The 19,774-nt window shown below is 61.9% G+C and carries 20 protein-coding genes; 14 read left to right on the forward strand and 6 right to left on the reverse strand.

Annotated features, from left to right (window positions below; genetic code table 11):
- Positions 1-133 precede the first annotated feature (133 nt).
- Together AC244Q_RS17135 and AC244Q_RS17140 are read left to right on the forward strand one after the other, a co-directional pair.
- Complete coding sequence (locus AC244Q_RS17135) at positions 134-478, forward strand: DUF883 family protein (RefSeq protein ID WP_012758654.1); 345 nt, start codon at positions 134-136, stop codon at positions 476-478.
- 9 nt (positions 479-487) lie between these two features.
- The gene (locus tag AC244Q_RS17140) at positions 488-889 is read left to right on the forward strand and encodes a hypothetical protein (protein ID WP_012758655.1); all 402 of its coding nucleotides are present in this window, start codon (positions 488-490) and stop codon (positions 887-889) included.
- 256 nt (positions 890-1,145) lie between these two features.
- Here AC244Q_RS17140 and AC244Q_RS17145 read toward each other — a convergent pair whose 3' ends face one another.
- The gene (locus AC244Q_RS17145; protein ID WP_003542247.1) at positions 1,146-1,703 is read right to left on the reverse strand and encodes an RNA polymerase sigma factor; all 558 of its coding nucleotides are present in this window, start codon (positions 1,701-1,703) and stop codon (positions 1,146-1,148) included.
- A gap of 9 nt (positions 1,704-1,712) precedes the next feature.
- Complete coding sequence (locus tag AC244Q_RS17150; protein ID WP_003542250.1) at positions 1,713-1,919, reverse strand: NepR family anti-sigma factor; 207 nt, start codon at positions 1,917-1,919, stop codon at positions 1,713-1,715.
- A gap of 257 nt (positions 1,920-2,176) precedes the next feature.
- On the opposite strand from AC244Q_RS17150, the gene AC244Q_RS17155 reads away from it, so the two are divergent.
- From AC244Q_RS17155 to preA, 4 genes are all read left to right on the forward strand, one after another.
- A complete protein-coding gene (locus AC244Q_RS17155; RefSeq protein WP_003542253.1) occupies positions 2,177-2,971 on the forward strand; it encodes a response regulator in 795 nt (264 codons plus the stop codon).
- A 193-nt stretch (positions 2,972-3,164) separates the two neighbouring features.
- Positions 3,165-4,160 (forward strand): sensor histidine kinase, encoded by a 996-nt coding sequence (locus AC244Q_RS17160; protein ID WP_017994949.1) that lies wholly within the window; start codon positions 3,165-3,167, stop codon positions 4,158-4,160.
- 408 nt (positions 4,161-4,568) lie between these two features.
- Complete coding sequence (locus AC244Q_RS17165) at positions 4,569-5,930, forward strand: NAD(P)-dependent oxidoreductase (RefSeq protein ID WP_017994950.1); 1,362 nt, start codon at positions 4,569-4,571, stop codon at positions 5,928-5,930.
- A gap of 15 nt (positions 5,931-5,945) precedes the next feature.
- The gene (gene preA, locus AC244Q_RS17170; RefSeq protein ID WP_128406844.1) at positions 5,946-7,259 is read left to right on the forward strand and encodes an NAD-dependent dihydropyrimidine dehydrogenase subunit PreA; all 1,314 of its coding nucleotides are present in this window, start codon (positions 5,946-5,948) and stop codon (positions 7,257-7,259) included.
- A gap of 75 nt (positions 7,260-7,334) precedes the next feature.
- Here preA and ftrA read toward each other — a convergent pair whose 3' ends face one another.
- Positions 7,335-8,336, reverse strand: a complete 1,002-nt coding sequence (ftrA, locus tag AC244Q_RS17175; RefSeq protein ID WP_128406845.1) for a transcriptional regulator FtrA — start codon at positions 8,334-8,336, stop codon at positions 7,335-7,337.
- Positions 8,337-8,403: 67 nt separating this feature from the next.
- On the opposite strand from ftrA, the gene AC244Q_RS17180 reads away from it, so the two are divergent.
- Positions 8,404-8,814, forward strand: coding sequence for a rhodanese-like domain-containing protein (locus AC244Q_RS17180; RefSeq protein WP_012758663.1), 411 nt, complete (start codon positions 8,404-8,406; stop codon positions 8,812-8,814).
- A gap of 57 nt (positions 8,815-8,871) precedes the next feature.
- On the opposite strand, the gene AC244Q_RS17185 is transcribed toward AC244Q_RS17180, so the two are convergent.
- Positions 8,872-9,894: a zinc-dependent alcohol dehydrogenase family protein gene (locus tag AC244Q_RS17185; RefSeq protein WP_128406846.1), complete on the reverse strand. Its 1,023-nt coding sequence runs from the start codon at positions 9,892-9,894 to the stop codon at positions 8,872-8,874.
- A gap of 101 nt (positions 9,895-9,995) precedes the next feature.
- Here AC244Q_RS17185 and AC244Q_RS17190 point away from each other — a divergent pair, with 101 nt between their 5' ends.
- The 3 genes from AC244Q_RS17190 to AC244Q_RS17200 all read left to right on the forward strand — a co-directional run bounded on the left by AC244Q_RS17190 (position 9,996) and on the right by AC244Q_RS17200 (position 14,134).
- Entirely contained in the window at positions 9,996-10,895 is a 900-nt protein-coding gene (locus AC244Q_RS17190) for a LysR family transcriptional regulator (protein ID WP_113546099.1), read from the forward strand.
- Positions 10,896-11,033: 138 nt separating this feature from the next.
- On the forward strand, positions 11,034-11,570 hold the full coding sequence (locus AC244Q_RS17195; protein WP_113546100.1) for a biliverdin-producing heme oxygenase: 537 nt from the start codon (positions 11,034-11,036) through the stop codon (positions 11,568-11,570).
- Positions 11,567-14,134, forward strand: a complete 2,568-nt coding sequence (locus tag AC244Q_RS17200) for an HWE histidine kinase domain-containing protein (protein WP_128406847.1) — start codon at positions 11,567-11,569, stop codon at positions 14,132-14,134. Before AC244Q_RS17195 ends, AC244Q_RS17200 begins: the two co-directional genes overlap by 4 nt.
- A gap of 5 nt (positions 14,135-14,139) precedes the next feature.
- On the opposite strand, the gene AC244Q_RS17205 is transcribed toward AC244Q_RS17200, so the two are convergent.
- On the reverse strand, positions 14,140-14,817 hold the full coding sequence (locus AC244Q_RS17205; RefSeq protein ID WP_128406848.1) for a TetR family transcriptional regulator C-terminal domain-containing protein: 678 nt from the start codon (positions 14,815-14,817) through the stop codon (positions 14,140-14,142).
- A gap of 275 nt (positions 14,818-15,092) precedes the next feature.
- Here AC244Q_RS17205 and AC244Q_RS17210 point away from each other — a divergent pair, with 275 nt between their 5' ends.
- From AC244Q_RS17210 to hydA, 3 genes are read left to right on the forward strand one after another with little or no spacing between them, the layout of a single operon-like run.
- The gene (locus tag AC244Q_RS17210; protein ID WP_128406849.1) at positions 15,093-16,346 is read left to right on the forward strand and encodes a Zn-dependent hydrolase; all 1,254 of its coding nucleotides are present in this window, start codon (positions 15,093-15,095) and stop codon (positions 16,344-16,346) included.
- On the forward strand, positions 16,346-16,930 hold the full coding sequence (locus AC244Q_RS17215; RefSeq protein WP_128406850.1) for an endonuclease domain-containing protein: 585 nt from the start codon (positions 16,346-16,348) through the stop codon (positions 16,928-16,930). Before AC244Q_RS17210 ends, AC244Q_RS17215 begins: the two co-directional genes overlap by 1 nt.
- A 2-nt stretch (positions 16,931-16,932) precedes the next feature.
- A complete protein-coding gene (gene hydA / locus AC244Q_RS17220; protein WP_128406851.1) occupies positions 16,933-18,387 on the forward strand; it encodes a dihydropyrimidinase in 1,455 nt (484 codons plus the stop codon).
- A 58-nt stretch (positions 18,388-18,445) separates the two neighbouring features.
- On the opposite strand, the gene AC244Q_RS17225 is transcribed toward hydA, so the two are convergent.
- Entirely contained in the window at positions 18,446-18,859 is a 414-nt protein-coding gene (locus AC244Q_RS17225) for a cupin domain-containing protein (RefSeq protein WP_012758672.1), read from the reverse strand.
- Between the two features lie 94 nt (positions 18,860-18,953).
- Here AC244Q_RS17225 and AC244Q_RS17230 point away from each other — a divergent pair, with 94 nt between their 5' ends.
- Positions 18,954-19,730: an ABC transporter ATP-binding protein gene (locus AC244Q_RS17230; RefSeq protein ID WP_020397631.1), complete on the forward strand. Its 777-nt coding sequence runs from the start codon at positions 18,954-18,956 to the stop codon at positions 19,728-19,730.
- The last annotated feature ends 44 nt before the right edge of the window (positions 19,731-19,774 follow it).

The following is a 19,774-nucleotide window of genomic DNA, read 5'->3' on the forward strand; positions in this document are numbered from 1 at the left end:
GAACTTTTGATCGCCCGGCACGTTTCCGGCATGATCTGGGTCAATGCCGGGCGATATCATTCATGCAACGGACGGTGGTGACCCTCGTGCGAAACAGGCGGGCTTGTGCGCGCCCCAGCCAATGGAGACAGCCATGAGCTATTCTATCTTCCAGTCCGGCCGCAGCCGCCGCAACGGCACCTTCCACAATTTGGAATCCGGCATCGAGGAGCAGATCGAGGCGCTGCGCGGCGAACTCGCCGAACTGACGCGCCTCGTCGGCAAGAGCTCACGCCATCAGGGCGAAAAAATCCGCAGCCAGGCTGGTGCCGGCTATGAGGAACTGCTCGGCCGCAGCGAGGATCTGCTGCGCGAATTGCAGCACGGCTATGAGCGTGGAACGACGGAAATGCGCGAGACCGTGCGCAAGCATCCGCTGGCAACCATCGGCGCTGCGGCCGCTTTCGGCCTTGCCATCGCCTTCCTCGCCCGGCGCTGAGGAAGCGCGATGCTCTTACCGATCCTCAGCCTGCTGACGGGCGCAAGCGTGCACCGGACCGTTGCGCGCGCCAAGCGCAATGGCATCTTCATTGCGCTTGCCGTGCTCTTCCTCCTCACCGCCTACGCGCTGGCCGTCACCGCCGGCGCTATCTGGCTCGCCGGCATCTACGGCCCGGTCGGCGCTGCTCTCTTCCTGGCCGCCTGCGCGCTGCTGATCGCCATCATCGCCTTGGTGGCGATGTCGATCATCAACGCCCGGGAAGCACGCCGCGCCCGTGAACGCCGTGCGTCGCTCGAATCGCTGGCAACGGTCGGGCTCGGTCTTATCCGCGCCCAGCCGCTCCTGACCGCCGGTGTTCTGGCGGCAATCGTCGCGGCCAATCTGGTAGGGTCAAAGCGCGAGGATTGATTGAGGAGACGCGCAGCAAGCGGCTGCCCCTCACCCTAACTCTCTCCCCGTAAAAACGGGGAGAGGGGACGTGCCCTGCGAGAGCGAGGTGGGAACGGTGAGGGTGCGACATGTTCCTTCGCCCGCTCGCGGGGAGAAGGTGGCGGCAGCCGGATGAGGGGCGAATACACACAATTATATCAATGGCATAACCGAAAAACGCAAAAAAGCCGGCGCCCCGAAGGGCAACCGGCTTTCCTCCCAAATATGACTCTTGTCAGAACGCGAAAGCCTTCGACGTCAGCGGCGCCGAGGTGGCGTCGGGGCCAAAATCAGCCTCGCCTGAGATCTGCAGCAACTCCTGCAGCCGCTGGCGGGCCCGGTTGACGCGGCTCTTGATGGTGCCCACGGCGCAGCCGCAGATTTCGGCCGCCTCCTCGTAGGAAAAACCCGAGGCGCCGACGAGGATGATTGCCTCGCGTTGATCCGGCGGCAGCTGGTCGAGCGCCTTCTTGAAGTCCTGCAGATCGAGCGCACCATATTGCGAGGGGTGCATCGCCATCGATTCGGTAAACAGCCCGTCGCTGTCCTGCACTTCGCGGCCGCTCTTGCGCATCTGGCTGTAGAGTTCGTTGCGCAGGATCGTAAAGAGCCAGGCCTTCATATTGGTGCCCATCTCGAAATGATCCTGCTTGGCCCAGGCTTTCATGATGGTGTCCTGGACGAGATCGTCGGCACGGTCGTGCCGCCCGATGAGCGAGATCGCGAAGGCGCGAAGGCTTGGGAGTGCCGCCAGCAGTTCCCGCTTGAAGCTGGGTTGCGATTTGTCTTCCATGCGGCGATCCTATTCGGCCATCTTGGCAGAAGCCATCATTTCAGCATGGTCGAGCTTTTCGAGAAGGTCGAGAAAACGATCGGGAATCGCCTCATCCTGTGCGGCCGAATAGAGCGACCGCAGCCTGACGCCGATCTGGTTGTTCGGGTCCAGGATGTCGCTTGCCCGCAGCTCCAGCTTTCGCTGATCGGCTGCTTCTTTCTTGCGTGTAGTCATCAATTCGTCTTCTCGCCGGTTGTCTGTTCGAGGGGCGTGGATGGGATCAAACACGATTTCAACCATCGACATCGAACGTTCCATTGTCGATGTCGCTGGCATTTGCCGTTGCATGGGTCAAAACGCTACGCCCTTTCTTCGTCGGCTGGAATAATGCGGCGCGACGAAAAAAGTTCCTCCCCTTCCGGAACTTTTTTATCAAGGCGGCGTTAACCGCTCATTGAAGCCAATGCCGGCCTGTATGCAGGAGCCCATTAATGACACTTTCTACTCGGATTGCGCCGCACCTTCCTTATCTGCGCCGCTATTCCCGCGCCCTTACCGGCACTCAGACTTCGGGCGACGCTTATGTCGCCGCCGTTCTCGAAGCCATCATCGCCGATCTGTCGATTTTTCCGGATACGGCGAATGACCGGGTCGCACTCTACAAACTGTTCACGCAACTGTTTGGTTCCACCGCAGTCCAGATTCCAGAGCCGACCTCGCCCTATGCCTGGGAGCAACGCGCCACGCTGAACCTTTCCAAGGTTTCGCCGCGCGCCCGTCAGGCCTTCCTGCTCGCCTCCGTGGAAAATTTCCGCGTCGCCGAAATCGCCGAAATTCTGGAGACCGAGGAACAGGATGTCATGCATCTGCTCGACGTCGCGTCGCAGGAGATTTCCCGTCAGGTCGCAACCGATATCATGATCATCGAAGACGAACCGCTGATCGCCATGGATATCGAGCAGATGGTCGAGAGCCTCGGCCATCGCGTCACCGGCATTGCCCGTACGCATGCCGAGGCCGTGGCGCTTTACAACAAGACCAAGCCGAGCATGGTGCTGGCCGACATCCAGCTTGCCGATGGCAGCTCCGGTATCGACGCAGTCAACGACATCCTCAAGACGTCGAGCGTGCCGGTGATCTTCATCACCGCTTTCCCGGAACGGCTTCTGACCGGCGAGCGCCCGGAACCGACTTTCCTGGTCACCAAGCCGTTCAATCCCGACATGGTCAAGGCACTGATCAGCCAGGCTCTTTTCTTCAATGAATCGACCAGAGTAGCCGCCTGAGACGCAATTTTCCGGCCTTCGGAACCAAATCGCCAAAGCAGGCGTTCCGGTGCTACCGGGACGCTCCGGTGGCTTTAACGGTTTTTTGCAGCGCTTTGTTCTAGAGTTGGCAGGCGGTGTCTGTAAGGGCGCTCCCTTCAGCGACGTTCAAGATGTCACAAGGAAAGGCGGCCGAGTGAATACGACTGAACCATTGTCCGGCATGCCTTTTACCTTCGAAGGCAAAGCCGCAATGATGGAACGCGCGCTCGGCAGCGCCGGGATTTCGATCCTCTGCCAGGACGCCCGACTGTCGATTTTCTACGCCGAAAATCTGCCGCCGCATTTTGCAGCACTCTTTACGCCCGGCAGCAGCGACGCCGCCCTTTTCGGCGACGCCCATGGGCGATATCTGACAGCGCTGAAACACAAGGTGCTGGAAACCGGCATCCCCAACAATGCCGAAGTCGAGATCGACGTTGACGGCGAAAGGCGCACTTATGAACTGAAGATCCAGCGCACCGGCGAACGCGGCGCATATGGACTTTTGTCCGTCATGGCTGAAGTCACCGAAAGCCGGCATCGCGAAAAAGTTCTGAAGTCGCTGCTGCGCGAACTCTCACACCGCTCGAAGAACCTCCTCGCCATCATCCAGGGCATTGCCACGCAGACGGCGCGCAACACGCTCTCTCTCGACAGCTTCCTCCTCAAGTTCCGCGGACGGCTGCAATCGCTTTCCAACTCGCAGGACCTGATCACGGATTCGAGCTGGCGTGGCGCCTATCTCTTCGAACTCGCCGAAAAGCAGTTTGCCCCCTATTGGCCGGAGACGGCCGGCTCCATGCCGATCTACGGGATCAACGCTCATCTGACGCCGAATGCCGCCGTGCATCTCGGGCTCGCCCTCCACGAACTCATCGTCAACTCCGCCTCCTTTGGCGCGATATCAGGCGGCGCCGCGTCCATCACGCTGAATTGCCGCGAAGCCATGATCAACGACAGGAAAGCGATCGAAGTCGCCTGGGCGGAAGTGCTGCATGATCAGTCGGAAGTCCACGAATTCAGCGACAACAGCTTCGGCCGCACCGTGCTGGAGCGTGTCGTGCCTTCTTCGGTCAACGGCAAGGCGGAGTTGAACCTCGTTCCCGGCCGCATCGAATATCGTCTGACCATTCCGGAAACTGAATTCGAGATCTTCAAGCGAGTGTGAAAGCCTTGGAGACAGCCAAAAACGGAAAAACAGCCGGTGCGAGGGCGGCGCACCGGCTGTCTTCACTCACCGGGAGGGGACCGTGAGTACGTCCGGATAGTGGGTTGGGGGCGCGCATGTTGGGTCGATGCGATCACCATCCGGATATCGCAATAACGACGACATCAAACTTTGGTTCCCTGCCATCCGAAAAAAATTCGACTTTTTTGAATCTTTTTTCGGATGCCCTTCCTGCATCGCGCGCTCAGCCGTTTCACTGATATAGAGCGATTAATTTCTTCCAGCAAAAACAGTGGATTACTTGCGAGACAGCAAGACAAAATCGTCAAAATTTTACCGTTTGATAAATTTTTAAACCTGAGTTACGCTTTCTCTCACAGGCCGTTTACCAATAATGAGGGAACTTCAATGGAACGACTGGAAACGGGGATTCATGCCGGCCGGCTTTCGCCCACCGAGTATGAGGCTAATTTTTCCGATCTTCATCCGCGCCTCGACAATCATGAGGCGCTGGTCGCCGCTGACCGCTGTTATTTCTGTTACGACGCGCCATGCATGACGGCCTGTCCCACCTCGATCGACATTCCGCTGTTCATCCGCCAGATTTCGACCGGCAATCCGATCGGCTCGGCAAAGACGATCTTCGACCAGAACATCCTCGGCGGCATGTGCGCCCGCGTCTGTCCCACCGAAGAACTCTGCGAACAGGCCTGTGTGCGCAACACGGCTGAAGAGCGGCCGGTCGAGATCGGCCGCCTGCAGCGTTATGCGACCGATGCCGCCATGCAGGCCGGCCGGCAGTTCTATGCCAGGGCCGAACCGACCGGAAAGACGATCGCCGTTGTCGGCGCCGGCCCGGCCGGCCTTGCCGCTGCCCATCGACTGGCCGTAAACGGTTATTCCGTCGTCATCTATGATGCCAGGGAAAAGTCCGGTGGCCTCAACGAATACGGCATCGCCACCTACAAGACGGTCGACGATTTCGCCCAGAAGGAAGTCGACTACGTCCTCGCGATCGGCGGCATCGAGGTCCGGCACGGTGAGCGTCTCGGCCGCGACTTCTCGCTTTCCGATCTGCAGGCGCAATATGACGGCGTCTTCCTCGGTATCGGCCTTGCCGGCGTCAACGCGCTACGCATCGAGGGCGAGAACCTTGCAGGCGTCGACGACGCCGTCGATTTCATCGCCGCCCTCCGCCAGGCCGAAGACAAGAGCGACATCGCCATCGGCCGCCGCGTCGTCGTCCTTGGCGGCGGCATGACGGCGATCGACGCTGCCGTGCAGGCAAAGCTGCTCGGCGCCGAGGAGGTGACGATCTGTTACCGCCGTGGCAAGGAACACATGAACGCGTCGGAATTCGAGCAGGATCTGGCAAGCTCCAAGGGCGTCATCATCCGCCACTGGCTGGCGCCGAAATCGATCCTGTCGCAGGACGGCAAAGTCGCCGCTATCGAGGTGGAATATACAAGGATTGTCGAAGGCCGCCTGGTCGGCACCGGCGAAACCGGTGTGATTGCCGCCGACCAGATTTTCAAGGCGATCGGTCAGAGCTTTGACGCTTCTGGTCTCGGTTCGCTGCGCATGGAATCCGGCCGCATCGCTGTCGATGGCGAAGGCCATACCTCGCTCGACGGCGTCTGGGCCGGCGGCGACTGCGTCTTCGGCGGCGACGATCTCACGGTTTCCGCCGTCGCCCATGGCCGCGATGCGGCTGAATCCATCCATCGTGCCCTCACCGCAGCAGCCGCTCCGGCTGTCGCGGTCGCTTGAAGGGGAGAATGAACAATGGCTGATCTCCGCAATAATTTCGTCGGCATCAAGTCCCCCAACCCGTTCTGGCTGGCGTCTGCGCCGCCGACCGACAAGGCCTACAATGTCGAGCGCGCCTTCAAGGCCGGCTGGGGCGGCGTGGTCTGGAAGACACTCGGCGAGGAAGGCCCACCCGTCGTCAACGTCAACGGCCCGCGCTACGGTGCGATCTGGGGCGCCGACCGCCGCCTGCTCGGTCTGAACAACATCGAGCTCATCACCGACCGCGACCTCTACACCAACCTGCGAGAGATGAAGCAGGTGAAGATGAACTGGCCGGACCGGGCGCTGATCGCCTCGATCATGGTACCCTGCGAGGAAGAGGCCTGGAAGGCGATCCTGCCCTTGGTCGAAGAGACCGGCGCCGACGGTATCGAGCTCAATTTCGGCTGTCCGCACGGCATGTCGGAGCGCGGCATGGGCTCGGCGGTCGGCCAGGTGCCTGAGTATATCGAGATGGTCGTGCGCTGGTGCAAGCAGTACACCCGCATGCCCGTCATCACCAAGCTGACGCCCAACATTAGCGATATCCGCCGCCCCGCCCGCGCCGCCAAGGCCGGCGGCACCGATGCCGTCTCGCTGATCAACACGATGAATTCGATCGTCTCCGTCGATCTCGACAACTTCGCCCCCAACCCGACGGTCGGCGGCAAGGGCAGCCATGGCGGTTATTGCGGCCCGGCGGTAAAGCCGATCGCGCTCAACATGGTGGCCGAGATCGCCCGCGATCCGGAAACCTACGGCCTGCCGATCTCGGGCATCGGCGGCATCACCACCTGGCGCGACGCGGCCGAATTCCTCGTGCTCGGCTCCGGCAACGTCCAGGTCTGCACGGCGGCGATGACCTACGGCTTCAAGATCGTCCAGGAGATGATCACTGGCCTCTCCGACTGGATGGACGAAAAGGGCCACCGCAGCCTCGACGACATTACCGGCCGCGCCGTGCCCAACGTCACCGACTGGCAATATCTCAACCTCAACTACATCGCCAAGGCGAAGATCGACCAGGACGCCTGCATCAAATGCGGCCGCTGCTACATCGCCTGCGAGGATACCTCGCACCAGGCGATCACCAACTTCGTCGATGGCGCTCGCCATTTCGAGGTGGTGGACGAGGAGTGCGTCGGCTGCAATCTCTGCGTCAGCGTCTGCCCGGTCGAGAACTGCATCACCATGGAGCAGCTTCCCGCCGGCGCCCTCGACAAGCGCACCGGCCGCGTGGTCGATCCGAACTATGCCAACTGGACCACGCACCCGAACAACCCGATGGCCCGGCAGGCGGCGGAGTAAGAATTCGCAACGCCGCGGAGAAGATCGATCCGCGGCGTTGCATTCTGCCGGCAACGTTCGAAGCGCCAAGTCAGCCTAATCACCGAATGACTTCCGATAGGCGCTCGGGCTCGTCCCGAGCCGCCTGCGGAAATGATGCCGCATCGTCGCCAGTGTTCCAAAGCCGCTGGCGGCGGCGATGTCATCGAGCGAAACAGCAAGTTCCTTCTCCAGCAGATCGCGAGCATGGCGCAGCCTCTCCTTCAGCAGCCATTCGCCGACGCTGAGGCCCGTCGTCGCTTCGAAGCGCCGCTGGAAGGTGCGCATGCTCATGCCGGCTCTTTTCGCAAGCAGGCTGATCGGCTGGTCCTCGGAAAAGCTTTCGCGCATCCATTCGATCAGCGGCCCGAGGCGGATGCCCTCGCGTTCCTCGGGAACCGGCGCGTGAATGAACTGCGCCTGTCCGCCTTCGCGGTGCGGCGGCACGACGAGGCGGCGGGCGACGCTGTTTGCGGCCTCCGAACCGAAGTCGCCGCGCACCACATGCAGGCAGAGATCGATGCCGGCAGCACTGCCCGCCGCCGTCAGCAGGCTGCCCTCGTCCATGTAGAGAACGTCGGCATCGACTGCGATATCGGGATAGCGCGCGGCGATCGAGGCGACATAACGCCAATGTGTCGTCGCCCTGCGGTTGGCAAGCAGCCCCGATCCGGCAAGAACCGCAACACCCGAGCAGAGCGACATGACGCGCGCGCCGCGCTGATGCGCTGCCCTGAGCGCTGCGGCGAGAGGTTCCGGCACCGGCGCATCGATTGCCCGCCAGCCGGGCACGACAATCAGGTCCGCCTCATCAAGCACTTCCAGTCCGTTGTCGACTGCGACCGTCAGCCCTCCCGCTGCGCGAAGCGGACCCGGTTCGATACCGCAGACCGAGAAGCGATACCAACCTTCGCCCATCTCAGGGCGTGGCAGGCCGAAGACCTCGTAGGCGATGCCGAATTCGAAGGTGCAGAGCCCGTCATAGGCAAGCGCGGCGACCAGCGGTCCTTTTGTCTGCTGCGGCGATGAGTTTGGCATGATCTTTACGCTGTCGGTCATGATGGCCAATTTCGTAAAGCTCTAGCATCGGCGATACCAGGCGGCAACTTCAGAAAAAGGAAGACCGATGCTAAGCCCCGTTTCCCAAATACCTGCTGCAGCTCCGGATGCCGCTGTCGCTCACTTTGCCGCCAAGCTTGCCTTCGAAACCGATTGCTCCGACGTGCATGCCGCCTTTGCGGCCGGCAAAGTCGATTTCGTTCTCCTCGATGTGCGCTCGCCGCAGCTCTTCGCAGAATCCCATATTCCAGGAGCGATCAACCTGCCGCACGGCAAGATGACGGCACACCGCATGTCGACATGGGCAAGCGATACGCTGTTCGTCGTCTATTGCGCCGGCCCGCATTGCAACGGCGCCGACAAGGCTGCCTTCCGCCTCGCCAGTCTTGGCCTCCAGGCCAAGCTGTTGATCGGCGGCATGACCGGCTGGGCCGATGAAGGCTTCGCCTTCGAACAGGGCGTCCCCGCTGCCGCCTGATCGGCCTCCCGTCTCCCCCTTACAATTATACGGCGGGGAGACGGGAATTCGCCGCCGTCAGAACTCGACGACCACCTTGCCGAAGGGCCCGCGATAGAGATGATCGAGCGCCTCAGGGAATTCGTTGAAGGCATAACGCTTGTCGATCACAGGCTTCAGCCCGGTCTGGTCGATTGCCCGCACGAGGTCTTCCAGCGCACGGCGATGGCCGACGGATATGCCCTGCACAACCGGCGCCTTGAGCAGCAGCGGGCCGGCCGGGCCGGAAACCTCGAAACCCTCGAGCACGCCGATCACGGAAATGCGGCCATTGATCGCCACCGCCTTCAGCGCCTGGCCGAGATGCGGGCCGCCGACGATCTCGAGCACGTGATCGGCGCCATAGCCGCCGGTCAACTGATAGAGTTGCTCAACCCAGTCGCCCTCATGGCGGTTGATCGCGTGATCGGCGCCAAGGGCAACGGCGCGCTCGAGCTTCTCGGCGCTGCCTGATGTGATGAACACCTCCGCACCATGCGCCTTGGCGATCTGCAGACCGAAGAGCGCCACACCGCCGGTGCCTTGCACCAGCACCTTGTCGCCGGCCTTCAGACCGCCGCGTTCGATCAGGGCGAACCAGGCAGTCAGTCCGGCGCAGGGTAAGGTGCTCGCCTGCGCCGCATCGAGCGTATCAGGCGCGCGTGAATACCACTCCTCCGACAGCACGGTATATTGGGAGAGGACGCCGGGATAAAAGCCGCCGCGTGTCTTGTAGGGTGGCGTGCGCGCATCGCCCAAGCCGCGTCCGTCGATCCAGTCGGGCGAAAACGTCGAGATGACACGATCGCCCGGCTTGAAACGGCTGACCTCGGGTCCGACTGCCTCGACGACCCCCGCCATATCGGAAGCAGGCACGAAGGGAAATTGCAGCGGCAACCCCATGCCGCTCTCCAGCACCAGCCGGTCGCGGAAATTGAGCGAGACGGCTTCCGTCCGGACCAGAACCCTGTTTCCCGAAACCGGTTCGAGCCTCCGCTCGCCGATCGTCAGCTGGCGCTCCGGTCCAACCGCGTCGATCTGCCATTGCCGTGTCGTCTGCATTGTCTTGCTCCTTGTTCATTGCAGGGAGGACAAGGATATCGTTGAATATTTCGCACCAGTTGCGATATTAATTCTCCAGAATGGTTCCAAAGAGGAAACAAATGGAACGGCTGAAGGGTATCTCGATCTTTGTCGAAGCCGTCGAGGCAGGTGGCTTTTCGGCTGCCGCCGAGCGGCTCCATCTCACGCGTTCGGCGGTCGGCAAGACGATCGCACGTCTGGAGCAGCGTCTCGGCGTGCGCCTCTTCAACCGCACGACACGCATGCAGAGCCTTACCGAGGAAGGCCGCTTCTTCTACGAGCGCTGCCTGCGGGCGGTCGAGGAAATCCGCCTCGGGGAAGCCATGCTGGAATCCGGCCGGCGTGACGTGCGCGGCCGGCTGCGCATCTCGATGCCCGTGCTTTTCGGCCGCCACTGCATCGCGCCGACCCTCGCACGCCTGCTCGATGAACATCCGAACCTCGAACTCGACCTTTCCTTCAACGACCGTATCGTCGACCTGCTCGAAGACGGCTTCGATCTTGTCATTCGCAACGGGCCGTTGAAGGACAATCCGGATCTGATGGCCCGGGCGATCGCCCGCCAGCGCATGACCGTCTGCGCATCGCCCGCCTATCTGGAAAAACATGGCGCGCCGCAGACAGTCTTCGATATTCCGCGGCATGAAGGCATCGTCTACAGGCGGGGCGATGACGACAAGGGTTGGATATTTCCGACTGCGGCCGATCCCGGGCGGCGGCTGGCGCCAAAGGCGCGACTGCGGCTCGACGACCTCGCTTCGATTTCCGATGCGGCCGTCGCTGGGCGCGGTCTTGCCTGGCTGCCATGCTGGCTGGTCCGCGAGGAGGTGCTGGCAGGCCGGCTCATTCAGGTATTGAAGCAGGAACCGGCCAATGTCTTCGATGCCCATGCCGTGTGGCTGCGCTCCCCGGTCATGCTGCCGAAGGTGCGGCTCGCGATCGATACGCTCGCCGCCAGACTGCCGGCAATGATGGGCTGAAGCGCTCGCCGCGCCTGCGAGCGACGAGAAACCCATGTTATTCTTCGGCTTTCTCTGGAAATAACGCGATACCGCAGTATATCCGCTCATTCACCGTCCGTTGTGGGCGGCCGCCATATCACTCGGAAAAACGCCAGCATGTCACTTCGCAGCGCCCTCCGCGCACAAACTGCAGATTGCCACACCGCGGTGGACACTCTCTTCGGCAGTTTCGACCTCTCACGCATCCAGGATTACAAGGCTTTCTTGCGCGCGCATGCCCGGGTCGTACCATCAGTCGAACATGCGCTTGAGAATCGAGGAATCGGCCGTCTGCTGCCGGACTGGCCGGACCGAAGGCGCGCGCATCTATTGGCTGCCGACATCCGGGAACTCGATGATCGATTGCCGGTGCTGCTTCCGCAACCGGTATTGCGCTGCGAAGCAGCGGTCTGGGGTGCCGCCTATGTTCTTGAAGGCTCCAAGCTCGGCGGCGCGCTGCTTGCCAAGGCCGTGCCCGACCACTTGCCCAACAGCTATCTGAGCCCGCAAGGCCCGAAGGGCGCCATGCGGCTTTTTATGGATCGTCTTGAAGCGAGCAAGGTGGAGGATCCCGATGCGGCTGTCGCCGCCGCCCGCGATGTCTTTAAGCTCTTCCTCAATGCCGGGCAAGCCGAACTGGAAGCCGTCCCATGAGCGGCAAGCACGAACCCGTCGATCTTACCAATTGCGACCGTGAGCCGATCCACCAGCTCGGCTCGGTCCAGCCCTTCGGCTTTCTGTTGGCGGTGTCCTCAGACTGGATTGTCATGCGCGCCTCCGCAAACCTAGCGGAGTTTCTCGGAGTGACAGAGGCCAACGCGATCGGCCGTCCCGTTCTCTCTGTGATTACACCCGAAGCACTCCACACAATCCGCAACAAGCTTACCACGCTGCGTGGTTCCGACGTCGTCGAGCGCATTTTCGGCATTGCCCGGATGCACGATCAAAACAGGTTCGACCTTGCCGTGCACCTGAACGGCGGTGAGGTCATCATCGAAGGCGAGCGCTGCCAGGAAGACAGGCACGACGCCGCGTCGCTCTCGATGCGCAGCATGATGTCCCGCCTCGACCACACGGAAACACTGGAAGCTTTCTTCCGTGAGGGTGCAAGACAAGCGCGGGCGCTTACCGGTTTCGATCGGGTCATGGTCTATCGTTTCGACGAAAGCGGTTCCGGCGAAGTCGTGGCGGAAGCCGCCCGGGCCGGCATCGGATCGTTCCTCGGGCTGCACTATCCGGCTTCCGACATTCCGGTACAGGCGCGGGCGCTTTATCAGCGCAACCTGTTCCGTATCATTGCTGATGTCGACGCCGTCCCGGTCCCGATCCTGCCGCCGCTCGATGAGCACGGCCGGCCGCTTGACCTCTCCATGTCGGTCTTGCGTTCGGTCTCGCCGATCCACATCGAATATTTGAAAAACATGGGCGTTGGCGCTTCGCTCTCCATATCGATCGTTGTCGACGGTAGGCTCTGGGGCCTGTTTGCCTGCCATCATTACGGCCCGCGTCTGCCTTCGGCCCAAAGCCGCTCCACTGCCGAACTCTTCGGCCAGATGTTTGCGTCGCGCCTTGAAAGCCGCGAACGGCGACTGGCTCTCGACTACGAGACCAAGGCGCGCCGCATTGCCGACCGGCTTCTCACCTCCGTCGCAGACAATGCGAGCCTGCTCGACGATCCGGCCTGGCTGATCGAGGCGCTCGCCGACGCCATTCCTGCCGACGGGATCGGCGTCTGGATCAACGGCCGGCTGGCACTTGCCGGCAACGGGCCGAATGAGAGAGGCTTCGCAGCCCTCGTCCGCCACCTCAACCGCAACGCCGCCGGCCGCGTCTATGCCGTGGACAGGCTCGCGGAAACCTATCCGGATCTTGAGGTCGACGATGCTGTAGCAGGCATGCTCGCCATTCCGATCTCGCGTTCGCCGCGCGATTATGTCGTGCTTTTCCGTCAGGAATTGGTGCGCACAGTTCGCTGGGGCGGCGATCCGCACAAGCCGGTGGAATACGGTCCGAATGGCCCGCGGCTGACGCCGCGCAAGAGTTTCGAAGCCTGGTCGGAACTGGTGCGCGGCCGCTCCCTTCCCTTCACCGAGGCCGAGCGCCGTGTCGCCGAAACGATCCGCGTCACATTGATCGAGGTGGTGTTGCGCCTCACCGACGAGGTCAGTATGGCGCGCCAGACGGCAAACGAGCGCCAGGAACTGCTGATTGCCGAGCTGAACCACCGCGTCCGCAACATATTGAGCCTTATCACCGGTATCATCCGCCAGTCGCAGGCAACGTCGGTCGGCCTTGGCGACTACATCCGCCAGCTCGAGGGCCGCATCCAGTCACTCGCCCGCGCCCATGACCAGATCACCCGCGATCACTGGGCGCCTGCTTCGCTCCGGCAATTGCTGCTGGCAGAGACCGCCGCCTATCTCGGGAAAAATGCGCAACGCATCCAGATGGGCGGCGAGGATGTACTGCTGGAACCGCACGCCTTTTCCACCGCCGCCCTTGTCTTCCACGAGCTGATGACCAACAGCGCCAAATATGGCAGCCTTTCCGGCACCGGCAGCGGCACGGTCCAACTTGGCTGGCACCGCGACGACGAGGGTAATCTACGCATCGGCTGGCGCGAAAAGCATGGCCCGCCCGTCGTCGAACCCAAACGCCATGGCTTCGGTTCGACCATCATCCGCCGCTCGATCCCCTATGACCTCGGCGGCAAGGCCGAGGTCCGCTACCTCAGGGATGGGCTCGAGGCCGATTTCTGCATTCCGGCGCGACATGTCGTCGGCCCGACGAGCGAACGGTCAAATCCGCCTCCGGTCGGAGCAACCGGACGCAACACGATTCCCGACGATCAGCCGCTTTCCGGCCTGAACGTGCTGCTGGTGGAAAACAATCTGATCATCGCCATGGATGGCGAGGATATCCTGCGCCGCCTGGGCGCCGACGTCGCAACGGCGCCAAGTGTCACTGAGGCGATGGAAATCCTGGCCGGCCAGTCCTTCGATCTGGCGCTTCTCGATGTCAATCTTGGCGATGAGACGAGTTTCGGGATTGCCGACCGGCTGGCAGCTGATGGCGTGCCCTTCGTTTTTGCCACGGGGTATGGGGAAGGCATCGCCCAGGCAAACAGCCACTCGGATGCACCCGTGCTGCAGAAGCCTTATACGATGGAAGGCGTGACGGATATTCTTGCCCGGGTGCAGCTTCGCAGGAGCGGGTAGAACCCTCACCCTCCGAGAGGATCCGGTCGCAGCCCGCCGATGAAGAGCTGTTCCAGAAACCGCGCCGCATCCTCGAAACGCCCTTCGCCCGAATGTTCCTGCCCCAGCACCGCGCGCACCTGGACGTCGAAATCCGCGTAATGCTGCGTCGTCGACCAGATGGAGAAGATCAGGTGATAGGGATCGCATTTGACGATCTTGCCTGATTTCGCCCAGGTGCGGATGACCTCCGCCTTCTCGTCGACCAATTCCTTCAGCGGTCCCTTCAGCTCGTCCTCGATATGCGGCGCGCCCTGCAGCACCTCGTTGGCGAAAAGCCGGCTCTCGCGGGGAAAATCGCGTGCCATCTCCAGCTTGCGGCGGATGTAGCTGCGGATTTCCGCCTCCGGATTGCCCTCGGCGTTAAAGGCCCGCAGCGGCTCCAGCCAGGTGTAGAGCACCCGGTCGATCAGCGCCCGGTGCATCGCTTCCTTGGTGCGGAAATAATAGAGCAGGTTGGGTTTCGACATGCCGGCCACTTCGGCAATCTGGTCGATGGTCGAACCGCGAAAGCCGCTTGCCGAAAACACATCGAGCGCGGCTTCCAGGATCTGCTCTTCCTTCTCTTCCTGGATTCGCGTCCGCCTCAGGGTTTTCGCTGCTCTCGGTATGGTCACAGGCTGTCGTTTCCCCTTGAAATTCAACTTCTTCGCTCAAGTTTTGGTTGGGGACGACCCTCGCCGCTTCCTTGAGCAACTACCCTCATTTTTATCGGCGATTTTCGTGATTTTCGTCTTGAGCCCGGCGGTGGAAGTTGTAATGTTTACCAATCGGTCAAATTATCCGTCAGATGTAAAACAAAGGCAACTGGCGATTTTCCGGCGCTCGACAAAACCAATAAGGGGGCGCAGGAACGGACCACGGGAACAGGCAGGCATGCCCCTTGCATGACTGCCGCAAACAGGTGAGGGCATACAAAATGGTGGCAGCACCAGGCGAGAACATGCGCGTCAATGGCGACCGTCTCTGGGACAGTCTCATGGACATGGCGAAGATCGGCCCCGGCATAGCCGGCGGCAACAATCGCCAGACGCTGACGGATGCCGATGCGCAAGGGCGCAGCCTCTTCAAGACATGGTGCGACGATGCCGGTTTGACCATGGGCGTCGACCGCATGGGCACGATGTTCGCCACCCGCCCCGGCACCGATCCCGATGCCTTGCCCGTCTATGTCGGCTCACATCTCGACACCCAGCCGACCGGCGGCAAATATGACGGTGTGCTCGGCGTGCTTGCGGCTCTCGAAGTCGTGCGCACCATGAACGATCTCGGCATCAAGACCAAACATCCGATCGTCGTGACCAATTGGACGAATGAGGAAGGCGCGCGTTTTGCCCCCGCCATGCTGGCGTCAGGCGTCTTCGCCGGGGTGCACAGCCTGGACTTTGCCTATAATCGCAGGGACCCCGAGGGCAATCTGTTCGGCGACGAACTGAAGCGCATCGGCTGGGTCGGCGACGAAGAGGTCGGCGCGCGCAAGATGCACGCCTATTTCGAATATCACATCGAGCAGGGACCGATCCTCGAAGCCGAGGAAAAGCAGATCGGCGTCGTCACCCATTGCCAGGGCCTCTGGTGGCTGGAATTCACGCTGACCGGCAAGGAAGCCCACACCGGATCGACGCCGATGAACCTGCGTGTCAATGCCGGCCTCGCCATGGCCCGCATCCTGGAGATGGTCCAGGGCGTGGCGATGGGCGAACAGCCAGGCGCCGTCGGCGGCGTCGGCCAGGTATTCTTCTCGCCAAACTCCCGCAATGTGCTGCCGGGCAAGGTGGTCTTCACCGTCGACATCCGCTCGCCCGACAAGGAGAAGCTCGACCGCATGCGGGCAAAGATCGAGGCGAAGGCACCTGAGATCACCGATGCACTCGGTGTCGGTTGTTCCATCGAGGCGATCGGCCATTTCGAGCCGATCACCTTCGATCCGAAACTGGTCACGTCGGTGCGCGACGCCGCCGAGCGGCTCGGCTACAGCCACATGAACATCATCTCCGGCGCCGGCCACGACGCCTGCTGGGCCGCCCAGGTCGCGCCTGCAACGATGGTCATGTGCCCCTGCGTCGGCGGCCTCTCGCACAATGAGGCGGAAGAGATCTCCAAGGAATGGGCGATGGCGGGAGCCGATGTGCTGTTTCATGCGGTGGTCGAGACGGCGGAGATTGTGGTGTGATGGCTTATGTCGCGCCCCGAGCCCCCTCATCCGACCCTTCGGGCCACCTTCTCCCCGCTGGGGAGAAGGTATCAGTAGACGTCGCGGTCTTCCCCTTCTCCCCTCGGGGAGAAGGTGCCCGAAGGGCGGATGAGGGGGCTCCGGGCGCGACGAAAATTATCAAGCAGGATATCCGGAAGCATCGCAACAACAAGACCGACCAGGCGAGAACGCTTCGCCGCAACGAAACTGAAGAGGAATACCACCTCTGGAGCGACCTGCGCGCCCGCCGCTTGAACGGCTATAAGTTTGCAAGGCAAGTTCCCCTCGGCCCATTCATCGTCGATTTCCTCTGTCGTGAACAACGACTGATCGTCGAAGTCGACGGCTTCCAGCATGCCGATAGCGCGTCCGATCAGCGCCGAACTGAATGGCTCAATGGGAATGGCTATTCCGTGCTGCGCTTCTGGAATCGGGAAATCTCGCGCGAACGCCGCTCAGTTCTCGAAACGATTCTGGCCGCCTTGCAGGGCCGGATCGAGGTCAGCTTAGAACTGCCCAGCTTCTATTCGCCAGCCCAATCTGCAGACAAGAACGGGGAATGATCATGACCACAGTCATCAAGAACGGCACCATCGTCACCGCCGACCTGACCTATAAGGCTGACGTGAAAATCGACGGCGGCAAGATCGTCGAGATTGGTCCGAACCTCTCGGGCGACGAGACGCTGGATGCGACCGGCTGTTATGTCATGCCCGGCGGCATCGATCCGCACACCCACCTCGAAATGCCCTTCATGGGCACCTATTCCTCCGACGATTTCGAGAGCGGCACACGCGCCGCCCTTTCCGGCGGTACGACGATGGTGGTCGATTTCGCCCTGCCCGCCCCCGGCCAGTCGCTGCTCGAGGCGCTGACCATGTGGGACAACAAATCGACCCGCGCCAATTGCGACTATTCCTTCCACATGGCGGTCACCTGGTGGAGCGAGCAGGTCTTCAAGGAGATGGAGACCATCGTCCGCGACAAGGGCATCAACACCTTCAAACACTTCATGGCCTACAAGGGCGCGCTGATGGTGGACGATGACGAGATGTTCGCGTCGTTCCAACGCTGCGCCGAACTCGGCGCCCTGCCGCTCGTCCATGCCGAAAATGGCGACGTCGTCGCCTCGATGTCGGCAAAGCTGCTTGCCGAGGGCAATAACGGCCCCGAGGCGCATGCCTACTCCCGCCCGGCGGAAGTCGAGGGTGAGGCCACCAACCGCGCCATCATGATCGCCGACATGGCCGGCTGTCCTGTTTATATCGTCCACACCTCCTGCGAACAGGCCCACGAGGCGATCCGCCGCGCCCGCGCAAAGGGCATGCGTGTCTATGGCGAACCGCTGATCCAGCACCTGACGCTCGACGAGAGCGAATATTCCAATCCCGACTGGGATCATGCGGCCCGCCGGGTGATGTCGCCGCCTTTCCGCAACAAGCAGCATCAGGATTCGCTCTGGGCAGGTCTTGCCTCCGGCTCGCTGCAGGTCGTCGCCACCGACCATTGCGCCTTCACCACGGCGCAGAAGCGTTTTGGCGTCGGCGACTTCACCAAGATCCCGAACGGCACCGGCGGCCTCGAAGACCGTATGCCGATGCTCTGGACGCATGGTGTCAACACCGGCCGGCTGACGATGAACGAATTCGTCGCCGTCACTTCAACCAACATCGCCAAGATCCTCAACATCTATCCGAAGAAGGGCGCGATCCTTGTCGGCGCCGACGCTGACATCGTCGTCTGGGACCCGCAACGTTCCAAGACCATTTCGTCCAAGGCCCAGCAGTCGGCGATCGACTACAACGTCTTCGAAGGCAAGGAAGTGACCGGCCTGCCGCGCTATACGCTGACGCGCGGCGTCGTCGCGATCGAGGAAGGTGCGATCAAGACCCGCGAGGGTCACGGCGAATTCGTCAGGCGCGAGCCGGTCACGGCTGTCAGCAAGGCGCTTTCCCAGTGGAAGGATATCACTGCACCGCGCAAGGTGACGCGTAGCGGCATTCCGGCAAGCGGCGTATGACGATGGCGTATGACGATACGGCCATCAACCGAGGACCGCTGCCTCTATGCCAATGACCTCACGCCGGCACCAAAGCGTCCAACTCCGGCAGAAGCACGACGCTTTCCTGCTCGTTCGGATCGGTGCGCGCGATGATCGCCGTGCACGGCGTGCTGCTGAGGTTCGCCGGCAGGTGTGGCACACCCGCTGGGATATAGAACAACTCGCCGGCATGGACGATGACGTGATGTTCCAGTTCGTCTCCGTACCAGGTATGCGCCTCGCCGGAGAGCATGTAGATCGCCGTCTCGTGCGCCTCGTGCAGATGCGCCTTGGCGCGCACGCCGGGCGGGATCGTCAACAGATGCATGCAGATGCCCTTGGCGCCGACCGTTTCGGCGGCGATGCCTGCGAAATAGCTCAGCCCCTGCTTGCCGTCATAGGCATGATTGGGGCGAACGATATGGCAGGTGGGCTTTGATGTCACGTCCATCCTCATCCTCCATGGAGTGTGTCGTCGATAAAACCGGCGGTAATAATAGCACGCAAACCGCGTTCCCGCGGCGAAAACAAGACTGGTCGCATTGATGCAAGCACCCTCCGTCGTATCCGCCAAGGATCTCTGTCTCACCTACCAGGCCAACGATGGCCCGGTGAGCGCACTGAGCAATGTCAATCTCGATGTCCGCAAGGGCGATTTCGTCTCTTTCATCGGCCCGTCGGGCTGCGGCAAGACCACCTTCCTGCGTGTCATCGCCGATCTCGAGAAGAGCACCTCGGGCGAGATCTCGATTAACGGCATGACACCGGAGGAGGCGCGCAAGGCCCGCGCCTACGGCTATGTCTTCCAGGCGCCGGCGCTCTATCCCTGGCGCACCATCGAAAACAACATCGCCCTGCCCTTGGAGATCATGGGGTATTCCGGCGCTGACCGGACGCGGCGCATCGCCGAAGCGCTCGATCTCGTCAGTCTTTCGGGCTTCGAGAAGAAATTCCCCTGGCAGCTATCCGGCGGCATGCAGCAGCGCGCCTCGATCGCCCGAGCGCTCGCCTTCGACGCCGACCTGCTGCTGATGGACGAGCCCTTCGGCGCCCTGGACGAGATCGTCCGCGACCATCTGAACGAAGAGCTGCTGAAACTCTGGACCCGCACCAACAAGACGATCTGCTTCGTCACTCATTCCATCCCCGAGGCGGTCTACCTCTCGACCAAGATCGTGGTCATGTCTCCACGCCCGGGCCGCGTGACCGATGTGATCGACTCGACCCTGCCGGCCGAACGCCCGCTCGACATCCGCGAAACCCCCGAGTTCCTGGAGATTGCCCACCGCGTCCGCGAAGGGTTGAGGACGGGGCACGCATGAGGAGCGGGAGCGTGCGCCCTGGGGCCACCCCCCTCTGCCCTACC

Source organism: Rhizobium sp. CB2179 (assembly GCF_057653455.1).

Bases quoted from the DNA above. Each gene is read 5' to 3' on its own strand.
- preA (WP_128406844.1), top strand. From the start codon at position 5,946: ATGGCTGATCTCCGCAATAATTTCGTCGGCATCAAGTCCCCCAACCCG.
- AC244Q_RS17225 (WP_012758672.1), bottom strand. From the start codon at position 18,859: ATGGACGTGACATCAAAGCCCACCTGCCATATCGTTCGCCCCAATCAT.
- AC244Q_RS17180 (WP_012758663.1), top strand. From the start codon at position 8,404: ATGCTAAGCCCCGTTTCCCAAATACCTGCTGCAGCTCCGGATGCCGCT.
- hydA (WP_128406851.1), top strand. From the start codon at position 16,933: ATGACCACAGTCATCAAGAACGGCACCATCGTCACCGCCGACCTGACC.
- AC244Q_RS17135 (WP_012758654.1), top strand. From the start codon at position 134: ATGAGCTATTCTATCTTCCAGTCCGGCCGCAGCCGCCGCAACGGCACC.
- AC244Q_RS17190 (WP_113546099.1), top strand. From the start codon at position 9,996: ATGGAACGGCTGAAGGGTATCTCGATCTTTGTCGAAGCCGTCGAGGCA.
- AC244Q_RS17200 (WP_128406847.1), top strand. From the start codon at position 11,567: ATGAGCGGCAAGCACGAACCCGTCGATCTTACCAATTGCGACCGTGAG.
- AC244Q_RS17185 (WP_128406846.1), bottom strand. From the start codon at position 9,894: ATGCAGACGACACGGCAATGGCAGATCGACGCGGTTGGACCGGAGCGC.
- AC244Q_RS17210 (WP_128406849.1), top strand. From the start codon at position 15,093: ATGGTGGCAGCACCAGGCGAGAACATGCGCGTCAATGGCGACCGTCTC.
- AC244Q_RS17215 (WP_128406850.1), top strand. From the start codon at position 16,346: ATGGCTTATGTCGCGCCCCGAGCCCCCTCATCCGACCCTTCGGGCCAC.
- AC244Q_RS17155 (WP_003542253.1), top strand. From the start codon at position 2,177: ATGACACTTTCTACTCGGATTGCGCCGCACCTTCCTTATCTGCGCCGC.
- ftrA (WP_128406845.1), bottom strand. From the start codon at position 8,336: ATGACCGACAGCGTAAAGATCATGCCAAACTCATCGCCGCAGCAGACA.
- AC244Q_RS17150 (WP_003542250.1), bottom strand. From the start codon at position 1,919: ATGACTACACGCAAGAAAGAAGCAGCCGATCAGCGAAAGCTGGAGCTG.
- AC244Q_RS17195 (WP_113546100.1), top strand. From the start codon at position 11,034: ATGTCACTTCGCAGCGCCCTCCGCGCACAAACTGCAGATTGCCACACC.
- AC244Q_RS17140 (WP_012758655.1), top strand. From the start codon at position 488: ATGCTCTTACCGATCCTCAGCCTGCTGACGGGCGCAAGCGTGCACCGG.
- AC244Q_RS17145 (WP_003542247.1), bottom strand. From the start codon at position 1,703: ATGGAAGACAAATCGCAACCCAGCTTCAAGCGGGAACTGCTGGCGGCA.
- AC244Q_RS17230 (WP_020397631.1), top strand. From the start codon at position 18,954: ATGCAAGCACCCTCCGTCGTATCCGCCAAGGATCTCTGTCTCACCTAC.
- AC244Q_RS17165 (WP_017994950.1), top strand. From the start codon at position 4,569: ATGGAACGACTGGAAACGGGGATTCATGCCGGCCGGCTTTCGCCCACC.